General features: G+C 57.7%; 13 protein-coding genes. 4 read left to right on the top strand and 9 right to left on the bottom strand.

All coding sequences use genetic code 11. The annotated features are described in order from the left end of the window. Positions 1-2: 2 nt before the first annotated feature. The 7 genes from J3U88_RS01535 to J3U88_RS01505 form a co-directional block, all read right to left on the bottom strand. Positions 3-638 carry a tetratricopeptide repeat protein gene (locus J3U88_RS01535; RefSeq protein ID WP_207856354.1) on the bottom strand — a complete coding sequence of 212 codons (636 nt, stop codon included), beginning with the start codon at positions 636-638 and terminating at the stop codon, positions 3-5. A gap of 249 nt (positions 639-887) precedes the next feature. Next, positions 888-1,916 (bottom strand): glycosyltransferase family 9 protein, encoded by a 1,029-nt coding sequence (locus J3U88_RS01530; RefSeq protein ID WP_207856353.1) that lies wholly within the window; start codon positions 1,914-1,916, stop codon positions 888-890. A 20-nt stretch (positions 1,917-1,936) separates the two neighbouring features. After that, entirely contained in the window at positions 1,937-2,596 is a 660-nt protein-coding gene (gene maiA / locus J3U88_RS01525) for a maleylacetoacetate isomerase (protein WP_207856352.1), read from the bottom strand. A 333-nt stretch (positions 2,597-2,929) separates the two neighbouring features. Then, positions 2,930-4,237: an adenosylhomocysteinase gene (gene ahcY, locus J3U88_RS01520; RefSeq protein ID WP_207856351.1), complete on the bottom strand. Its 1,308-nt coding sequence runs from the start codon at positions 4,235-4,237 to the stop codon at positions 2,930-2,932. Between the two features lie 66 nt (positions 4,238-4,303). Next, on the bottom strand, positions 4,304-5,422 hold the full coding sequence (gene metK, locus J3U88_RS01515; protein ID WP_207856350.1) for a methionine adenosyltransferase: 1,119 nt from the start codon (positions 5,420-5,422) through the stop codon (positions 4,304-4,306). Between the two features lie 608 nt (positions 5,423-6,030). Further along, positions 6,031-7,365 (bottom strand): 4Fe-4S binding protein, encoded by a 1,335-nt coding sequence (locus J3U88_RS01510; RefSeq protein WP_207856349.1) that lies wholly within the window; start codon positions 7,363-7,365, stop codon positions 6,031-6,033. A gap of 27 nt (positions 7,366-7,392) precedes the next feature. Then, complete coding sequence (locus J3U88_RS01505) at positions 7,393-8,715, bottom strand: NAD(P)/FAD-dependent oxidoreductase (protein WP_207856348.1); 1,323 nt, start codon at positions 8,713-8,715, stop codon at positions 7,393-7,395. A 374-nt stretch (positions 8,716-9,089) separates the two neighbouring features. Here J3U88_RS01505 and J3U88_RS01500 point away from each other — a divergent pair, with 374 nt between their 5' ends. The 4 genes from J3U88_RS01500 to J3U88_RS01485 all read left to right on the top strand — a co-directional run bounded on the left by J3U88_RS01500 (position 9,090) and on the right by J3U88_RS01485 (position 14,514). Continuing rightward, on the top strand, positions 9,090-9,920 hold the full coding sequence (locus tag J3U88_RS01500; RefSeq protein WP_279382457.1) for a CheR family methyltransferase: 831 nt from the start codon (positions 9,090-9,092) through the stop codon (positions 9,918-9,920). A gap of 477 nt (positions 9,921-10,397) precedes the next feature. After that, positions 10,398-11,330 (top strand): glycosyltransferase family 2 protein, encoded by a 933-nt coding sequence (locus tag J3U88_RS01495; protein ID WP_207856347.1) that lies wholly within the window; start codon positions 10,398-10,400, stop codon positions 11,328-11,330. A 46-nt stretch (positions 11,331-11,376) separates the two neighbouring features. Beyond that, positions 11,377-12,414: a glycosyltransferase family 4 protein gene (locus tag J3U88_RS01490; RefSeq protein WP_207856346.1), complete on the top strand. Its 1,038-nt coding sequence runs from the start codon at positions 11,377-11,379 to the stop codon at positions 12,412-12,414. A 459-nt stretch (positions 12,415-12,873) separates the two neighbouring features. Continuing rightward, entirely contained in the window at positions 12,874-14,514 is a 1,641-nt protein-coding gene (locus tag J3U88_RS01485; RefSeq protein ID WP_207856345.1) for an MraY family glycosyltransferase, read from the top strand. Positions 14,515-14,711: 197 nt separating this feature from the next. On the opposite strand, the gene mobA is transcribed toward J3U88_RS01485, so the two are convergent. Together mobA and J3U88_RS01475 are read right to left on the bottom strand one after the other, a co-directional pair. Beyond that, positions 14,712-15,332, bottom strand: a complete 621-nt coding sequence (gene mobA, locus J3U88_RS01480; RefSeq protein ID WP_207856344.1) for a molybdenum cofactor guanylyltransferase — start codon at positions 15,330-15,332, stop codon at positions 14,712-14,714. Further along, entirely contained in the window at positions 15,333-16,718 is a 1,386-nt protein-coding gene (locus tag J3U88_RS01475) for an AAA family ATPase (RefSeq protein ID WP_207856343.1), read from the bottom strand. Positions 16,719-16,931 lie beyond the last annotated feature (213 nt).

Here is a 16,931-nt window from a genome sequence, read left to right as displayed (position 1 = left end):
GGTTATTGGCCCCCCAACTTTTTCAGGGTGTTGTTGACATAATCGAAACGGGTGCCGGAGTGGGGAATGCGTTTCATGTACTCATTCCAATAGGTGATGACTTTTTTGGCGTCGCCCTTGGATTTGTAGATCTCGCCGAGAATGTAATAAGCCTCGGCCATGTCCGGCTTGAGTTTAACGGTTTTCTCCAAGTGGACCAGGGCTTGATCGTATTTGATCAGACGCCAGTTGAGGTAGCCGGCGAGGTAATGGGCCATGTAGGCGTTGGCATCTTTTTGGGTGGCGCTGTTGAAGTCCGCCAGGGCGCCGGGGAAATCTTTCTTCCAAAATTTGTTGTAGCCGGAGAGGGTTAACTCGTCGGCGCTCCCCCCTGCCTTGGCGACGCCGGCCACTTTGGCGACATCGCTGGTTTTGCGCTGGCTGCCCAAGGCTTCCATTTTACCGAGCTTGGCTTCCAAGTGGTTGGGGTGCGATTTGAGGATGGCGTCAAACTTTTGCAAAGCCTGATCGAACTTCTTCTCGGCAATCAAAAAACGTCCTTCATTGAGGACACGCATATCTTGGGCGAAGGTGGTGCCGACGACGACAAAGCCAAATAGCAGCAACACACACAGCACACGAACGACGGGAACAAACATGGACAACCTCCCTGGCTGTAAGCCGTTGGATCTTCAATGGAAGCGGTGGGGTATTGTGACATAACCGGCGGTGGAACGGGGCCGTATTGACCCGTGCCGAGGGGTTTTGTGTAAAAAAACCTTTCAGGGACATGCCGACGCGGTCGACTCGTGCGATGGACACCCCGGCATGGGGATGGAGCAAATCTGGGACCATGATTCCGAAACATACCACAGCCGCGCGGCGGGCACGGTGGGCTTCGCAAAGCTTTACGCTTTTTTCATGGATTCCAAGGCGGTGTCGGCCCAGGCGGTAACACGGGCGGCGACTTGGGCGACGGCAAGATCGGCGATGCAAGGGCAGCTTGTTTGCTTGCGGCAGGCGTTGCAGTCCTTGTCGGCGACCAACACCTCGGCTTTGGGGCCCAAGGGCGCCCAGCGTCCGGGATGAATGGGGCGCATCGGCGCGAACAGGCCGAGCGCGTGGCGGCCCGCGGCGGCGCACATGTGGAGCGGGCCGGTGCTGGCGGCGACCAAGCCGTCCGCCGCAACGAGGAAGGCAAAGAGTTCGTCGAGGTTCATGCGGCCGGTGACGTCGTGGACCCAGGGGCAATGCGACAAAAAGTCAGCGCGCACGGCGTCGCCCTCGGCGGACGTTCCGGTCACGAAGATGTTAAAGCGTTCCCGCGGTAACGTTTCACACAAGGCCCGGAACTTGGTCGCGTGCCAATCGCGCGCGCTGCCCTTGCTTTTGGGGTGCAGGACCAGGTTGAAGCGGTTGGGATCAATTAACTTGGCGAGGTGTTCGGGGAGTGGGACGAAGTCGGCGAGGTCGTAGAGCGCGGCGATTTGATCGCGTTCGTAGAAGGGCACCCCGTGGCGCTGGAGCATCATCAGGTTGAGCTGGGCCTCGTGGTGGTCGGAACGTTTGCGCGAGTAAAACAGCAGGCGGTTGCAGGTCCACCAGTGCCACAAGCGGTGGCTGGTACCGACACGGTCGCGGATTCCGGCCGCTTTCATCACCTTGGCGACCTCGCGGTTCGGAAAAACGTGGAACACGGTATCTAGGTCCAAAGCCCGCAGGAAACGCCGTTGTTCGTCGGCGGGTTGTTGGCGTAAATCGTCCCAATTGACAAAGCCGTCGACGGAAGCGCAGGCCTCGACGAGCGCCCGCGTGTAGGTTTTGCCCAAAAACCAGATGCGGCAATGGGGATGAACGCTTTTGAGCGCCTTGGCCATGGGCAACGTCAGCATGACGTCGCCCAGGTTGTCGGTGCGTGACAGAAGAACGTGTTTCATGGGTAAGGGTTCCGCCGCGCTTAGCTGCCGTAATCGGCCGGGGTATCCGGTTGGTTGGCCGGGGTGGCGGCGTCGAAGGCCTCCATGGCGAGGCAGGTTTCGTTGATGCGCGCGATGGTGGGGAATTGGGCCATGTCCACTTTGAAACGGAGCGCGTTGTAGACCTGGGGAATCAGGAAACAGTCCGCGGCGGTGACGGTATCGCCGAAGCAAAAGCGGCCCGCGCTGTGTTGCAGGCTTTGTTCGAGGGCTTCGAAACCGCGGTGGATCCAGTAGTTGCCCCATTTGCCGCGTTTCCCGGTCGCACCCATCTCGTTTTCCAGGTAAAGGAGCACACTGAGGTTTTGCACGGGTTGGATGCCGGCGTTGATCATTTCGCAGAAGGCGCGCACCTTGGCGGCGGCAACGGGGTCCTTGGGAAAAAGCGCGGGTTCGGGATGGACCTGTTCCAGGTATTCGATGATCGCCATGGATTGGCCGATGCTGTCGTCGCCGACAACCAGGGTGGGGACTTGGCGCATGGGGTTGCGTTCGCGGTAGGCCGCCTGGTGCTGTTGGCCGCCGTCGCGCACGAGGTGGACGGGGACCGTTTCGTAAGCCAGGTTTTTAAGATTCAAAGCGATGCGTACACGGTAGGAACAAGAGCTGCGGTAATAACTGTATAACTGAAGGTTGGCCATGGCGTGTCTCCTGGAGAAGATGAATAAGGGCCGGAACGTAGACGGGTCATTCTAGCCCAAGGCGGGTTCGGAAGAAATGCCGGGTTGGCGTTGGTTTTGGTTGGCGTGTTTTTGATTCGTGGGTTGGGATGACAGGTCTGGCGGGGGTTCGGGGCGTTTGGCGTGGCGGGGAGGGTGCGCATCGGAATATTGGGTGGGATGTCGGTCCGGCGCGACGGGATCCGAGGCCCGAAATGATCCGGCGCGCCGAGGTAGGCGTCCCTTAACCATCACCCCAACACCAAAAAAGGCCTCCCGAGGGAGACCTTTTGTGGCTGTTGTAAGCGCGTTCGCTTAGTAGCGGTAGTGTTCGGGCTTGTAGGGACCTTCGGCGGGAATACCGAGGTAGTCGGCTTGCTCTTGGCTGAGCTTGGTCAGCTTTGCACCCAGCTTGTCGAGGTGCAACGCGGCAACTTCTTCGTCCAATTTCTTGGGCAGTACGTGAACACCGAGGGGGTAGTTCTCGGGTTCGGTCCAGATGGCGATTTGCGCCAAAACCTGGTTACAGAAGCTGTTGCTCATTACGAAAGAGGGGTGGCCGGTGGCGCAACCCAGGTTAACCAAGCGACCGCGCGCCAGCACGATGACCACTTTGCCGTCGGGATAATGGAAGGCGTCGACTTGAGGTTTGATGTTGACCTCTTTGATGTCCTCGCGGTTTTCCAGGTAGGCGATGTCGATTTCGCAATCGAAGTGGCCGATGTTACACACGATGGAATTGTCTTTCATGACATCCAAGTGGGCGCCGGTGACAATGCCTTTACAACCGGTGGTGGTGACGAAGATGTCGGCAACCGGGGCGGCGTCTTCCATGGTCACAACCTGGAAACCTTCCATGCAGGCTTGAAGTGCACAGATGGGATCGATTTCGGTAACCAAAACACGGGCGCCGTAGCTGCGCATGGAGTGGGCACAACCCTTACCAACATCGCCGTAACCGGCAACAACCACGGTTTTACCCGCGATCATGGTGTCGGTGGCGCGCTTGATGCCGTCGGCCAAGGACTCGCGGCAGCCGTACAGGTTGTCGAACTTGGACTTGGTCACGGAGTCGTTGACGTTGATGGCGGGAACTTTCAACTCGCCACGCTCAAACATTTGGTAGAGGCGGTGAACACCGGTGGTGGTTTCCTCGGTGACACCTTTAATGCCGTCCAGCATTTCGGGGTATTTTTCGTGGACCAACAGGGTCAAATCGCCACCGTCGTCCAGGATCATGTTCAGCGGCTTACCATCGGGCCAACGCAAGGTTTGCTCAATGCACCACTCGTACTCTTCCTCGGTTTCACCTTTCCAAGCAAAGGTAGGAATACCGGCGGCGGCCATGGCGGCGGCGGCGTGGTCCTGCGTGGAGTAAATGTTACAAGAAGACCAGCGGATTGAAGCACCCAGGGCGATCAGGGTCTCCATCAAAACAGCGGTCTGAACGGTCATATGGAGACAACCGGCGATACGCGCACCGGCCAGGGGTTTTTCGTCCTGGTACTTTTTCCGAATGGCCATCAAGCCGGGCATTTCTTTTTCTGCGATTTCAATCTCTTTGCGACCAAAGTCGGCAAGGCTGATATCGGCGACTTTGTAGTCTTTGGTAGAAGTCGTCATTCTTTCTGCTCCCTAAGCAATGATGCGGCTCGGTCCCACCCTCGGAACCGAGCTCGGTTGCGGTTCCTAGCTAAGTTTATCGACCATGTCCAATTGTTCCCAGGGGAATTCGGGGCGGCCGAAGTGACCGTAGGTGGCACTGGCGCGGAAAATCGGACGTCGCAGGCCAAGATGCTCGATAATCCCTTTAGGCGTAAGGTCAAAGTGCTTTTCGATCAGCGCGACGAGTTCCGTTTCAGGACGCTTGCCGGTACCAAAAGTTTCGACGTGGATGGAAACGGGGTCCACGACACCAATGGCGTAAGCGACTTGAATTTCGCAACGGTCGGCCAAACCCGCGGCAACCAGGTTCTTGGCGACGTAACGCGCGGCGTACGCGGCGGAACGGTCAACCTTGGTGCAGTCCTTACCGGAGAAAGCGCCGCCACCGTGGCGCGCGTACCCACCGTAGGTGTCCACAATGATCTTGCGGCCGGTCAAACCGGCGTCACCCATGGGACCACCCGTCACAAAACGACCGGTCGGGTTGATGTGGTAATGGGTGCCGTTGTGGAGCAGGTTCGCGGGAATGATGGGGTTGATCACGTGCTCGCGAATGTCTTGGCGAAGCTGTTCCAACTCGATTTTGTCTTCGTGCTGACTGGAAACAACCACCGCGTCAATGGCGACCGGCTCGGTGCCGTCATAACGCACGGAAACCTGCGTCTTGCCGTCGGCGCGCAAGTACTGCAGCGGGCCTTTTTTGCGAACGTCGGTCAAACGGCGCGAGAGCTTGTGGGCCAAGTCGATGGGGAACGGCATCAGTTCTTCGGTCTCGCGGCAGGCGTAACCAAACATCAAGCCTTGGTCGCCGGCGCCATCGGTGTCGACACCCATGGCGATATCGGGCGATTGCTTGTCCAAGGTAACCATCACGGCACAGGTATCGGCGTCAAAACCCATGGCGGAGTCGGTGTAGCCGATGTCGCGAACCACATCACGGGCGATATTGGCAATGTCCAATTGGGACGAGGTGGTGATTTCACCGCCCACAACGATGAGACCCGTGGTCACGAAGGTTTCGCACGCAACACGGCTTTTGGGATCGCCCGTCAGCGCGGCGTCGAGGACCGCGTCACTGATTTGATCGGAGATTTTATCCGGGTGCCCTTCGGTAACGGATTCGGAGGAAAAAAGATGAGTCATTTCTCAGGTCTCCTGTCTTTGATAATAAATGGGGGCTAGGGAACTGGCGGAAAGAAAAAGCAAGCTTGGGGGTTCAAGCCGGAACCTTACATCATAACGGAGCAGCCCTGAAAAGACAGCCCTTTGTTTTTGGGCGCTAGCCAAAAACCGCACAAGTAAAAGATAAGTCCCCAACGGCGAATCACCAGACCTCAAGAACGGAAAAAGGCCGACCCGGCCTCCGCTTGGAGAACCCTGGACCGGCCCTGAACGGAATCAGCCGTCGTCATTTGACACCTTTTAGCCCGCAATGCTCACAAGGATTCGTCGCGAAAAGCTGAAAGCCTTGTGCGTACAAAGATGACGACCAAGCCACGGCACCGGGGGCCGACCTTTCGCGGGGCCGACCTTTCGCGGGGCCGACCTTTCGCGGGGCCGACCTTTCGCGGGGCCGACCTTTCGCGGGGCCGACCTATCGCGGGGCCGACCTATCGCGGGGCCGACCTATCGGCGTTGCAGTTGAGGCGAAGGCGGCTCGACCGAATAAGCCGAATAGCCGCCCCGCGGAAGGCAAACCCTCGTAATCGCATGGCTTGCCCCGTAGCAGAATTCCTTGTGAGAAATGCGGGTTAGACTTGGAACCCGGTGCGGTTGTTCATCGGACCGTTTTCCAGGTTGAGCACACCGCGGGGACACACGGCCGAACACATGCCGCAACCCACGCAGGAAGCCCGCACAATGTTCTCGCCGCGCTGAGCGTACCAGCGCACGTCGATCCCCATCTCACAATAGGTCGAGCAGTTCCCGCAGGAAATACATTGCCCACCGTTGGTCGTAATGCGGAACCGCGAGAAAAACCGCTGCAAAATGCCGAGCACCGCGGCCATCGGACAGCCGAAGCGACACCACACGCGGCTACCCATCACCGGGTAAAAACCGGTGCCGATCACGCCGGCGAAGATCGAGTGAATCAAGAAGCCGTAACCGGAAGAAAAACGACCGGACCAGGTGCCCAGAATCTCACCACCATAAAGGTGGTTGGCCCACATCAGCCCGGTGGTCACCACCACCAAAACCAACACGCTGTGAATCATCCATCGCTCGACCTTCCAGGCACGCAACGATTTATCGGAATTTTGCCGAAACGGGTCGCCCAAGGTTTCGGCCAAACCGCCGCAACCGCAAACCCACGAACAGTACCAGCGCTTGCCGAAAAAGTAGGTCAACACCGGGGTCAAGATCAAGATGGAGAAGACGGCCCAAAACAGCATGAACTTACCAAGCCCGCCGCTGCTAATCAGACCTTCCACGCTGTAGGGAAACAGTTCGTAGTAGCGCAACGGCCAGATGTTGGCCCACTCGAAGTACAGACCGTTGTTGAACTTGGCCAGCACGTTGGGAATGGTGAAGGCAAATGCAAGCTGGAAGAACATCACCGACAGGGTGCGCAGGATTTGGTAGCGGCTGTGTCGGTATTTAATGAGTGCCCGGACACCCATCACCAAAATGGTGACGGTGTAAATGAAACCGTACAGGAACCACTGGCTCATGTTGCCGTTCGCGTCCCAGGCGGAGGAACCCGAGAGCCACACCTGCAGGGGGTTCACCAGCACCACCAGCGGTTTCAGGTGCTGGGGATAAAAGTAAAGGATGATGTAGAAACCGGTCATAAACACGGCCGCCATCCAAGCCAGGTACCCACGCGACATGATGCTGCTGAACATAATAAAGTTGTTCTTGATGCCCGGCGGTCCGTCGTTGCGGGTTTGGACAATGTAGGCCAAGGCGCCGAACACCACCAACCCGAAACCGGTTCCCGCCTGCACGGTGCTCCCGCTCATCACCGAAACGACCAACAGCAACAAACCGATCGACACCCCGCCCAATCCCAATTTCTGCAGGCCGTCCAGGGTGGCGTGGGCCCGTTCGGGAATCAGTTGCAAACTCAAATCTAAATGACGCATAAAAAGAATCCTCCCTGTCCCGGCAGCCTAAAAAATGCCCAGCACTTTGCGACGCTTCAACTGAATCGGGGTTTTGGCGGTTTGGTTGTAAGCGGCGACCATCTCTCGTTCGAAACGCTTGAAAAATTCGGGGTCGAAATTGGCCTCGTTTAGATGGGTTAGCACGTAAGCCACGGTCCGGTTTTCGGCCAACCAGCGCTCAAACACGCGGTGCCGGTAGCGAATCCCAAAACTGTTCATACCGATCAAACGGCCGTCATCACGGTGGTACACCAGCCGCATGCACTGTTTCCCGTCGGGATGTTCCCAGTAAAAGGTTTCCTCACAATCACGCGGCTCGGCGGCGACAAACCCATAGGTGTGGTACTCAATGTCAAAAAATTTGGCGGAGTTAAACCAAATGCCCCGGTCGTATTCGGTGCGTTTGCCCACCAGGGTTTGCGCCAGTGCTTCAGCCTGCATTTTGCCGGTATACCAAAGCGGCTCAATCCGGCCACGCTCGGCGTCGCCTTCGATTATTTCGGCGCAATCGCCGCAAGCAAAGACATCGGGAACATTGGTCTCAAGGTGGGTATTCACCCGAATACCGCGGCCGTGTTGAATGGAAGAATCGCGCACCAAATCGATGTTGGGATGAACCCCGGCGGTCAAACCGACAAACTGGCACGGGATCTCTTCCCCGCTTTTGGTGCGAATTGCACGCACACGGCCGCCGTCGTCACCCAGGATCGCGTCCAATTCGGTGGCGAGCCGCAAATCAACGTGGTGCTCCGCCACATGACGCCCGATCAATTCACCTTCCTCGCGCCGCAACACATTGCCCCAATAACGGTCCTCGCGCACCAGGAAGGTCACCTTGATGCCGCGGGTGAGCAGCATTTCGGCCATTTCGATGCCGATCAGACCACCACCGATCACCACCGCCTCACGCGCTTCGCGGGTGTTGTCTTCCATGAGTTCCAGGTCCTGCAAACTGTATAAGCCCTGAACACCTTGCAGGTTCTGACCCGGCCACCCGAAATAATTGGATTTGGAACCCGTGGCCAGCACCAGTTGGTTGTAGTGCAGGTCGGCGGTGTTGGCCAAGGTCAGCTTCTTGTTGTCCGTATCAATGTGGCGCACATAATCAAACATCAAATCCAAGCGGTTCTTTTCCCAGAACCAATCCTCGTAGGGCTTGATGTTGTCGTATTTCATGTGGCCCATGTAGAGGTACATCAGCGCCGGACGCGAATAAAAATGTCGCGATTCCGACGAGATAATCGTGATGTCGCGATCACTGTGCTTGCGCACATGCCGCGCCACCGTGGTTCCGGCCACGCCGTTCCCAATAATGACCAAATCCGCCATGGTTCGCCCCTTCTTGTTTCGTGGTTTTCCCGACCTTCACCCCGCGTAGGGTCACAGCGACGCCCGACAAAAAACCATCCTACCCAAACATGACTAAACGTTTTTCTCGGTAAACCGGCTTTTTTTGCAAAAAACCCAACCTTGCCAATCACAACCGATTCAAACAGTCACACGGTTCACCCATCGCGCCGAAAACGGGTCGCCGCAAGGGCGCCCGAGCATCGGCACAAAGGGTAAACAGGTTTGCCCCCCGGGCCATTCCAATCCCGGTCAGGTTCATTTCGGTGAGCCCACGCTGGTGAGGTCCCACACATTTTGTTTAGAAGTTGTTCGGATTATCTTATCATTAGCCATTAACGTCCTGGAGCAGAACACTGGACAAGCCACTTATCCTCGATCAAGAACTTTCCCAAGAAGGGTTTTCTTTATGGCAGGAATTTATGGTGCACCACAGCGGTGTGCTGATTCCCGCCGAAAAAAGTTACCTTTTCCAAAACCGCCTGCGCCCCCTGCTGCGGCGCTATCACTGTGACTCCTTCGAAACCCTCTACGAACGGGCACAAGCACCGGATGCAACAGACCTGGTCGGCGCGGTGATCGAAGCCATGACCACCCACGAGACCAGCTTCTTTCGCGATCCCTGGGCCTTCGAAGCCTTAACCGAGGAATTGGAGCGGCTGTACCGCCTGGGAAAACGCGAGGTTTCGATATGGAGCGCGGCCTGCTCGACGGGTGAGGAGCCCTACTCGATTGCGATGGTGGTCTACGAATTCTGCCGCAAACGACCCAGCATGAAATGCACAATCTTGGCTTCCGACATCGCGGACGACACCCTTGCCAAGGCCCGCAAAGCGGAATACTTTCGCCTGGGCTCTTACCTACCGGAAGACTACGCAGGCCGCTTTTTCCTACGCGCCGACCGGCGCATGACCTTGCGTGAGGAAATTCGCGGCATGGTCGACTTCGAGCATTTCAACCTGCTCGACATCCGCAAACGGGGCAAGGTGTTCGACATCATTTTCTGCCGCAATGTCGCGCTTTATTTTCCCAACGACATTCGCCTCCCCTTTTTCCAAGACCTGGCCAATTGCCTTCCGGCGGGCGGCATGTTGCTGGTGGGTTCCTCCGAGTCCATGTACCGCGCCACCGCCCGCTACGAACGCGCCCGTCACGGCAACCACTTTTATTACCGCCGCGCGCGCTAGGCTTGATGTTGTGTGGTTCCCGTGGGCACAGCTTGGTCTCCTTGATTTCTTATGATGCCAGGATGATTACAAGATAGGCGATTTTGGGTTTCCTGCCTGGTGACGCCCGTTCCGCCTTTGATGAAGTGGCGCGATTAAGTGCTTGGACTTGAATTAAGCTGGATTCCGCGATGAGCGGATTTTGGCCTGGCCTATTTTTTTGGGTACAACCTACCCCACACCCATTTCCAACGCGGAAACCCTTCAGCCTGAGCAAAAGGCCCCATTGCGCCACTTCATCAAAGGCGGATTCAGCCCCACTGAGCAACACCCCGATCATCGCCCATCATCTATCCATCCTCCCATCTTGAGAAATCACCAAATACCAACCCACGCCCATACCCAGTCAACATCCACCACCACGCGGCAAAGCGGCGCCGATCCTTCCATCCTCAATCGAAACAGGGTAGAATGCCGGGCTGTTTGGAGCCAGGAACCATGAACAACGTCCCGCTTTTCTCTTTTGCCATCGTTAATTGGAACACCCGCGACCTGCTGGACGAATGCCTGGCCTCGATTCGCGCGGCAAGCGGCGACCTGCCGATTGAAATCCTCGTGGCTGATAACGCCAGCAGTGACGGCTCGGCCCACATGGTCCGCCAAAAATACCCCGAGGCCGTGTTGATCGAAACCGGCGGGAACCTCGGCTTCGCGGGCGGCCACTTCCCGCTGTTTGAACGCGGCACCGGCCGCTACCACGTCCTGGTCAACAGCGACGTACGCCTCACCAACGATTGCCTCGCCCCGATCCTGGCCCGCCTCGACGCCGATCCCGATATCGGTGTACTCGGTTGCCGCATCCTCGGCCACGACGGTGAACTCCAACCCAGTTGTCGCCGCTTCCCCAATCTCTGGTTCCAACTCATCGAAGGTACCGGTATCAACCGCCTCTTTCCGCGCAGCGGCTTCTGGAACAGCTACAAAATGGGCGACTTCGACCACGATTACGCCCGAGAAGTGGACCAAGTAATGGGCTCCTTCTTTGTGATCCGCCGCGAGGTCGTCAACCAGATCGGCCCCCTCGACCGCGGCTTTTTCATGTATTACGAGGAAGTTGACTACTGCCTGCGCGCCAAACAAGCGGGCTTTAAGGTGTTTTTTGATCCCGCCGCCACCGTCTACCACGCCGGCGGGGCCAGCGCCGACAAGGTCAAGGTGCTAACCATCCGCCGTTTAATGCGCTCGATGCGCCGCTACTACGAAAAAAACCACGGTCGCTTCACCTGGTTCCCGCTGCTGGCCATTCTGTCACTCGACGGGGTGACACATTGTTTATTCGCTCTGCTCCGCCGCCGACAGCCACTCACCACCGCCAAAGCCTATTGGCTCGCCTGGTGGGATGTGCTTCTCCGCAAGCCGGCCCACTTCTAGCCATCGCCCACCCCCCAGCCCATTCAACGACCTGAAGGAATTGTGTTTGAACCTTTTGATCCTCACCCGTTACCCAACCAAAGGACCCAGTTCACGTTATCGTTTCCTGCAATACCTTGCCGATTTTGACCGTGCCGGCTTCCGTTTCGAGGTTCAACCGTTTTTTTCCGACCGCTACCTCGACCAAATGTGGGGCGGCAAACCGATCAGCAAGTTGCACGTGTTGGGCCGCTACTGCCAACGGCTGCTCACCTGCCTGCGCGCCAAACGTTTTGACGCGGTTTGGTTGGAAGGCGAAATGCTGCCGCTGGTGCCGGCACTCTTGGAACGCGGGGTTTACGCCTTGCTGCCCCGCGCGCGGTTTTACGATTTCGACGACGCGGTTTGGCTGCGTTATAAAAACAAACCGCTGTTGGCCGAAAAATACCGCACCATTCTCAGCGGCGCGCGCGGCATTGTTTGCGGGAACCCTTGGCTGGAGCGCTATTGCCGCGAGGTCAACGACAACCTGATTTTGGTACCGACCGTCGTCGATTGGGACAAATACGCCGGCGCACGTGCCCCCTTGGCGGGCAACACCATCGGCTGGATCGGCTCCCCCAACACGTTGTTTTTCATGGAAAACCTCTATCCAGGCCTGGCTGAACTGCGCAAGCAGAATGAGTTCGAGCTGCACATCGTCGGCGCTGAAAGCCGTCACGACCACCTGACAATCCGCAGCAGTCCGTGGCGCGAGGAGGACGAGGTTGGTTTTATCGAACGCTTCGACATCGGCGTTATGCCCTTAGAACGGACCGAATGGGCCGAGGGAAAATGCGGCCTGAAAATGATCCAATACATGGCGGCCGGGGTGCCCGCGGTGGCGTCACCGGTCGGGGTGAACCGCCACTACGTGGAAGCATCGGGCGGCGGGCTTTTGGCCGAAAACGATGCGGCCTGGCATGATCAACTGGGCAAACTCCTCGCCGACCAGGACTTACGCAAGGCACTGGGCGCCGCGGGTCGCGACTATGTTCAGAAAAACCTCACCGTGTCCGTCCAAGCCCCGCGATTAATCGATTTCTTCAAGCAAAGCCTTGGTTAAACATCGGGCTCAAGCGTAAGAAGGTTGTAAAACCGGGCAGGGTCGCGGCGCGAACCCATCATTCCAACCAAAGTGGCCCCTGATTTGCTCTGTCTCTAAGCCGGGTGCGACCACTAGATCCACCCATCGCCCGCATCCGTCCGAAACGGTCCCCGACGATGCGCGGCTGCTCGTCCCAACCACCCCGCGAAGGTGCTTCCCTTCGGTGCTCGGAACCCGTGACGGCCTTCATTCCAGCCGCCGTTCACGACCCGCCCCACGTCCGGCAACCGAACCCGCCCGCGGTGTTTTGTGTCTCTTCATTTCATTTTAGGTGAGCGTACTGTGATCTTTGCTACCCCGTTACCAAAGTGGCTTTGTTTCCCTGGGACGTTGACCAGTGAGTCTGTATAATGACCAATTTGTTTGGCCCGATGCATAGCAGGGCTATGCCGTCCGTCGGCTGAACGGAGGAATAAGTTGAAGTTTTTTCTTTTATTCATTACATCCCTCATCACGACCCTGTTGCTTGTTCCGCCGATCAAAAAGCTGGCCTTCGTGACCGGCGCCCTGGACGCGCCCAACGAACGCAAAGTTCACGAGGACATCAAGCCACGTTTAGGTGGATTGGCCATCTTTTTCGGCTTTATCCTGACCTATCTCATTTACCTGCAACAGTATCAGCAACACCAAGGCATTTTGATCGGCATGGTGGTGGTTGTGTTCATCGGCCTCATCGATGATGCGATCGGCCTAGACCCCAAACTCAAGTTATTGGGACAGATCGTCGCGGCAATGGCGGCGATGGTACTCAGCGGGGTCAACATCAATATTCTTGGCGGCGTGCTGGGCTCCAACTTCAGCTTGGGTTTGCTGTCTTATCCACTTACCTTGTTCTGGATCGTGGGTATAACCAACGCAATCAACCTTAGTGACGGTCTTGACGGCCTCGCCGGGGGCATTTCACTTATCGCCTTTAGCTCCTTTGGCTTTTTGGCATACTATCGCCAGGACTACTTGATCTTTTCACTGTGCCTGATTTTGGTGGGCTGTATTTTGGGGTTCCTGAAGTACAACACCCACCCCGCCGAGATCTTTATGGGCGATACCGGCTCTTTGTTTCTCGGCTACTCGCTGGGCACCCTATCGATTGCCGGCCACTTCAAGTCCCTGACCACCCTCGCCCTGATCACCCCGATCCTGGTGCTGTTGATCCCCATCGCCGACACCTTGTGGGCCATTGTGCGACGCTTGGCCGAGGGACGCAGCCCCTTTAGCGCGGACAAGAAACACTTCCACCACCGCCTGTTGAGCACGGGCATGAACCACAGCCAAACGGTGAGCGTGATTTACGGCTTATCCACGGCGCTGAGCGCCTGTGCCGTCGCCCTGGCCATTTCGAGTAAGCTCCGCTATGTGCTGCTGCCGATGGTTTTGGTCGGGTTCGCTTTATTGTTTGCTCATGTCTCCGGCACCTTGAATTTCAGTCGGATATTCCAACGGTTATTTCGCAAATGGGACGATCTATTTTCGTTTGAGATGCAAGCCTTGTTTTCCAAAGCCTCCCTGCGTTTGATTCTTATCGGCAGCACGCTTTACGGCTTAATGTTTCTCATCGCGCTGCCGTCGGTACCCGCCAATGTGTTGTTTATTGCGATTTCCACGGTCATTCTGCTGGCATTCCTCTCTGTCACCGCCGGCGAAAACGGGCGCAGTTACATCATCTTTAGCTTGTTCTTTTTGGCGGCGGCCACGGTGCTCGTCATCAGCCAAATGATTCAGGTCAAACCCGAATTTCTCGGTATCAATCTGGCCGGACTTGAAATGATTTGTTTCTGTCTGATCGTCACCGGTGTTTTCGGCAAAATCATCTTCAAAAAGACACCCGAGATTATCCTCAGCACCCCGCTTGAGTTTTTTGTGTTCCTGGTCCTGATCGCGATTGCCATCGTGCCCCAGGAAGTGCGTTCCCAATACGATTTGGTTCACCACACCCTGCGCACCTTTTTCCTGTTCTTGTCCTTTAAGATCATCGCGCTGAGCACGGTTTCCAAGGAACACTCCACCGCCTCGGTCATCATCTCTAGCTTGGCATTTGTCTTTTTCAGCGCCTTGCTTTAATGGGTCGCACATGTGAGGCCTTTGTGAGCGCCTCGGCGAACCCATCGACGCGACGACACAAGAACCGGCCTACCCAACACCTGAAACCGCGCCTTGCCATTCGGACCCAAACCTTTTGGTCCGGCACGGGCGGTGGCCGGCGCGGCGGCATCCTTAACGGCCGACGCCGCACCTGTCACCTGGACCCAAGACAGCTTTCACATCAGGGAAAAACCGCCGTCGCGCAAAGCTTCCGGCTCGTTTCCATTCCGAAAACAAGGCACCAAGGCGGCGGGTACGGGTACATCGCAACCTGTCGCGGGATCCAAGGCTCGAGATACCGCGCGTTCCCCGGCGTCAAACCGCGCCACCATCGCGGTCAAGGCATCGCGCCGGTACCACGCACACAAGGGCTCCCCGAAGGGCCGCCCCGGCAGCAACGGCCGCACCGCGCGACGTCCGCTTCGCAGCGCCAGGAGCCAGGCAATCGCCGGTTCCGTCAACCAAAACAGGTCTACCGCCAAAACCAAAAAATCGGCCGCGTCGGAACCGGCATACAGGGCGGCCAAGCCGGCCGCGGGTCCTTGGCGCTCGGGGGTTGGGTCGGCAAGCCACCTGATGTCCGGCGCGAGGCGCGCCTGATGTTGGGCCAACTCGGGACTGGGCCGCCCCAACCACAGTGGGGCCCGCGCCGAAAAGGGGCGTAACAAATGGGCTAGGTACAGCGCCTGGGGCAGACCCTCGCGCGGGATGCTCGCCTTATCGCGCCCCATGCGGGTGGACCCTCCGCCGATCAGGATCACCGCCTGTTCTACGCGCGCCGCCGGCACAGGCACCATTTAGCGTTCCTTGTCGTTGCGTTCGAAATAGCGGCCGACCGCGGCGCGATGCCGCGGCAATACCTGTTGGCGGTTGGCGCTGCCGGTACCGCCGGTCGCGACATTGCGCCCGTCGAGGCCGCTGGAGCGCGCGCGCCCATCGGCCTCGGGCGCCTCGCTACCCACCGCCAAGCGCACACTGCTGTTGTCGCGGCCCGACGCCCCCTCGGGCAACAACACCGCTTCAAAGGGATCTTTGCCGTCAGGTGTTTTGCCAGACCACTGAATGGCTACGGAGCCGGGCCCGCGGCTCGTGCCGGCACCGCCGGGCGCCAAAAAACGAACCGAGGGCGGCGCGGAACCCGCCGCGGCCAAATAGGCCGCGAGCGCTTCGTCCCCGTCAAGATCTCCATCAACGAGGACACCGGTGTCGGCATCACCCAGCTTGCCTTCTTTCAGGCGCTTGCGCAGCGCTTCCAATTCTTCTTTGCTGAGTTTGACAACCCGAGAGAGTTCAACCAGCTTGGCGCCGGCTTCGGCGCGGTCCAAACCCTTGAGGTCACCGACTTCCGAAAAAGCCTGGTCGAACACCGCGTTATCCGCGCGAAGGTCCGAGGTCCACTGTTGGTAGTCTTCAAAGGCTTCTTGCCAAGCTTCGTCACTTAGCGTGCTGTTGTTGAGCCGTTGCCCCAGCGCCGCGGTCATTTGCGCCTGCTCGATGTTTTGTTTGCGATTTTGAAAAGCGGTACGGGCCTGGCGGTCCATGGTCCGCTGCATCGCATCCAATGCTTGCCAGGTTTCCGCCGGGTTCCCTTGCTCCGCTTCACGACGAACCTGGCGCAGCGTTTTGCGCAACTGCTCCGCTTCGTGTCGTTCGATTAAGGTTTCTTCTTCCAGCAGGTTAATCTGCTGCTCTTTCTCGACAAGCTGACTTTGAATCATGATCGGCGCGGCCGATTCGGTTTGGAACCAAACCTCGGGAAGCAGAAACATCGCGGCAAGAAACCCCCAAGCAACCAACGTCCAGGGTAGGGAGTAACCCAAACGAACGCTTACCTTGGGAACCCGCTCTTCGGGAAGATGGTCGGCCCAGGATTCGCCCCCGTCCTGATCGTGGGCCAACAGCAAACCCCCGCAGGCATACCGCGCATCCAAATCGGCGGCCAGCCGTTCCGACGAAGGCAACGCACGACGCGCGGCCCACCAAGCGGTAAGCATGGGCACGGGCAGCGCAATTAAAAAAAAGAACCCGAAACCAGGTGTTAGCTGGAGCAAGCGCGCGCCGAGCACCCAACAGGCGGCGGCGGGCAGCCACCAAACACTGTGAAAAAAATACGCGCGGCGCCACAAGCCAAAAAATAGTTCGCGTCGGTAACGGCCCACCCACTGGGCGACTGAATCACGCATTGGTACCTCAAAGATCGTTACTTATTATTATGCCACGGATCCGAAACCGGGAACCTTTGCCCCTTTCCCTGCAATAGCGTGATTCGGCCGACAAAGGTCCGCTCGGTCGATAAGTTGATCCAGAAAAAAGACATTGCGCGAAAGAAAGAGCCCAACCTAAGATACTGAAAAACCGCCGTTCCTCTGCCTAAAGTGTACCGCCAAGAATCGCAC

It is taken from the genome of Acanthopleuribacter pedis (assembly GCF_017377855.1).
In the GTDB taxonomy this organism is placed as follows: Bacteria; Acidobacteriota; Holophagae; order Acanthopleuribacterales; family Acanthopleuribacteraceae; genus Acanthopleuribacter; species Acanthopleuribacter pedis.
The sequence above is the reverse complement of the archived record's forward strand: the minus strand, read 5'-3'. Positions and strand labels throughout refer to the sequence as shown.

Excerpts from the sequence above, each read along its gene's own strand:
- ahcY (WP_207856351.1), bottom strand. The coding sequence starts at position 4,237 with ATGACGACTTCTACCAAAGACTACAAAGTCGCCGATATCAGCCTTGCC.
- J3U88_RS01535 (WP_207856354.1), bottom strand. The coding sequence starts at position 638 with ATGTTTGTTCCCGTCGTTCGTGTGCTGTGTGTGTTGCTGCTATTTGGC.
- J3U88_RS01505 (WP_207856348.1), bottom strand. The coding sequence starts at position 8,715 with ATGGCGGATTTGGTCATTATTGGGAACGGCGTGGCCGGAACCACGGTG.
- J3U88_RS01510 (WP_207856349.1), bottom strand. The coding sequence starts at position 7,365 with ATGCGTCATTTAGATTTGAGTTTGCAACTGATTCCCGAACGGGCCCAC.
- maiA (WP_207856352.1), bottom strand. The coding sequence starts at position 2,596 with ATGGCCAACCTTCAGTTATACAGTTATTACCGCAGCTCTTGTTCCTAC.
- metK (WP_207856350.1), bottom strand. The coding sequence starts at position 5,422 with ATGACTCATCTTTTTTCCTCCGAATCCGTTACCGAAGGGCACCCGGAT.
- J3U88_RS01495 (WP_207856347.1), top strand. The coding sequence starts at position 10,398 with ATGAACAACGTCCCGCTTTTCTCTTTTGCCATCGTTAATTGGAACACC.
- J3U88_RS01475 (WP_207856343.1), bottom strand. The coding sequence starts at position 16,718 with ATGCGTGATTCAGTCGCCCAGTGGGTGGGCCGTTACCGACGCGAACTA.
- J3U88_RS01530 (WP_207856353.1), bottom strand. The coding sequence starts at position 1,916 with ATGAAACACGTTCTTCTGTCACGCACCGACAACCTGGGCGACGTCATG.
- mobA (WP_207856344.1), bottom strand. The coding sequence starts at position 15,332 with ATGGTGCCTGTGCCGGCGGCGCGCGTAGAACAGGCGGTGATCCTGATC.